This is a genomic window from Enterobacter cloacae complex sp. IR5441 (assembly GCF_049238215.1).
Lineage (GTDB): Bacteria > Pseudomonadota > Gammaproteobacteria > Enterobacterales > Enterobacteriaceae > Enterobacter > Enterobacter hormaechei_C.
This window is the reverse complement of record NZ_JBMKIA010000092.1, coordinates 1-1,989: the sequence shown is the minus strand read 5'-3', so window position 1 is coordinate 1,989 and position 1,989 is coordinate 1. Positions and strand designations below refer to the sequence as shown.

General features: G+C 51.3%; 2 protein-coding genes and 1 pseudogene. All 3 read left to right on the top strand.

Going from position 1 to position 1,989, the window contains the following annotated elements; genetic code table 11:
• Positions 1-123 precede the first annotated feature (123 nt).
• The 3 genes and pseudogenes from dfrA12 to ACOTX5_RS26390 all read left to right on the top strand — a co-directional run bounded on the left by dfrA12 (position 124) and on the right by ACOTX5_RS26390 (position 1,867).
• Positions 124-621 carry a trimethoprim-resistant dihydrofolate reductase DfrA12 gene (dfrA12, locus tag ACOTX5_RS26400; protein WP_001083725.1) on the top strand — a complete coding sequence of 166 codons (498 nt, stop codon included), beginning with the start codon at positions 124-126 and terminating at the stop codon, positions 619-621.
• A 111-nt stretch (positions 622-732) separates the two neighbouring features.
• Positions 733-1,023: a DUF1010 domain-containing protein gene (locus ACOTX5_RS26395; protein ID WP_001336345.1), complete on the top strand. Its 291-nt coding sequence runs from the start codon at positions 733-735 to the stop codon at positions 1,021-1,023.
• A gap of 5 nt (positions 1,024-1,028) precedes the next feature.
• Positions 1,029-1,867: pseudogene (locus tag ACOTX5_RS26390) on the top strand (AadA family aminoglycoside 3''-O-nucleotidyltransferase).
• The last annotated feature ends 122 nt before the right edge of the window (positions 1,868-1,989 follow it).

Sequence of the window (1,989 nt, the reverse complement as noted above, 5' to 3'; positions counted from 1 at the left end):
TGTACAGTCTATGCCTCGGGCATCCAAGCAGCAAGCGCGTTACGCCGTGGGTCGATGTTTGATGTTATGGAGCAGCAACGATGTTACGCAGCAGGGCAGTCGCCCTAAAACAAAGTTAGCCATATGAACTCGGAATCAGTACGCATTTATCTCGTTGCTGCGATGGGAGCCAATCGGGTTATTGGCAATGGTCCTAATATCCCCTGGAAAATTCCGGGTGAGCAGAAGATTTTTCGCAGACTCACTGAGGGAAAAGTCGTTGTCATGGGGCGAAAGACCTTTGAGTCTATCGGCAAGCCTCTACCGAACCGTCACACATTGGTAATCTCACGCCAAGCTAACTACCGCGCCACTGGCTGCGTAGTTGTTTCAACGCTGTCGCACGCTATCGCTTTGGCATCCGAACTCGGCAATGAACTCTACGTCGCGGGCGGAGCTGAGATATACACTCTGGCACTACCTCACGCCCACGGCGTGTTTCTATCTGAGGTACATCAAACCTTCGAGGGTGACGCCTTCTTCCCAATGCTCAACGAAACAGAATTCGAGCTTGTCTCAACCGAAACCATTCAAGCTGTAATTCCGTACACCCACTCCGTTTATGCGCGTCGAAACGGCTAACCATTCCGTCAACGGGACGCCAAAATGCTGCGCATTTTGGTTCCCTCCGCTGCGCTCCGGCTCTCGTTACGTCCAACGTTAGCACCACTGAAACCCAGCTTTATTTAGCTCATGTTTATTCAAACGGCATTTAGCTTTTCAGGCGTTATTCAGTGCCTGTTTTGCCTTTTTTCCGGGCTTCGCCTGCATGGGCTGCGCAGGTTTTCAGTCTTTTTGGCCTCTAGCCCTTGCGTAGCAAGCGCAAGCAGCTATCGTTTTTGCAGTGCTGTGCCGCCTCGGTGGCGCAGCGTTTTTTCACGGTTAGCGCCCGTCGCCAAATTCAAGTTATCCGTTTTGGCTTCTGGTTCTAACATTTCGGTCAAGCCGACCCGCATTCTGCGGTCGGCTTACCTCGCCCGTTAGACATCATGAGGGAAGCGGTGACCATCGAAATTTCGAACCAACTATCAGAGGTGCTAAGCGTCATTGAGCGCCATCTGGAATCAACGTTGCTGGCCGTGCATTTGTACGGCTCCGCAGTGGATGGCGGCCTGAAGCCATACAGCGATATTGATTTGTTGGTTACTGTGGCCGTAAAGCTTGATGAAACGACGCGGCGAGCATTGCTCAATGATCTTATGGAGGCTTCGGCTTTCCCTGGCGAGAGCGAGACGCTCCGCGCTATAGAAGTCACCCTTGTCGTGCATGACGACATCATCCCGTGGCGTTATCCGGCTAAGCGCGAGCTGCAATTTGGAGAATGGCAGCGCAATGACATTCTTGCGGGTATCTTCGAGCCAGCCATGATCGACATTGATCTAGCTATCCTGCTTACAAAAGCAAGAGAACATAGCGTTGCCTTGGTAGGTCCGGCAGCGGAGGAATTCTTTGACCCGGTTCCTGAACAGGATCTATTCGAGGCGCTGAGGGAAACCTTGAAGCTATGGAACTCGCAGCCCGACTGGGCCGGCGATGAGCGAAATGTAGTGCTTACGTTGTCCCGCATTTGGTACAGCGCAATAACCGGCAAAATCGCGCCGAAGGATGTCGCTGCCGACTGGGCAATAAAACGCCTACCTGCCCAGTATCAGCCCGTCTTACTTGAAGCTAAGCAAGCTTATCTGGGACAAAAAGAAGATCACTTGGCCTCACGCGCAGATCACTTGGAAGAATTTATTCGCTTTGTGAAAGGCGAGATCATCAAGTCAGTTGGTAAATGATGTCTAACAATTCGTTCAAGCCGACCGCGCTACGCGCGGCGGCTTAACTCCGGCGTTAGATGCACTAAGCACATAATTGCTCACAGCCAAACTATCAGGTCAAGTCTGCTTTTATTATTTTTAAGCGTGCATAATAAGCCCTACACAAATTGGGAGATATATCATGAAA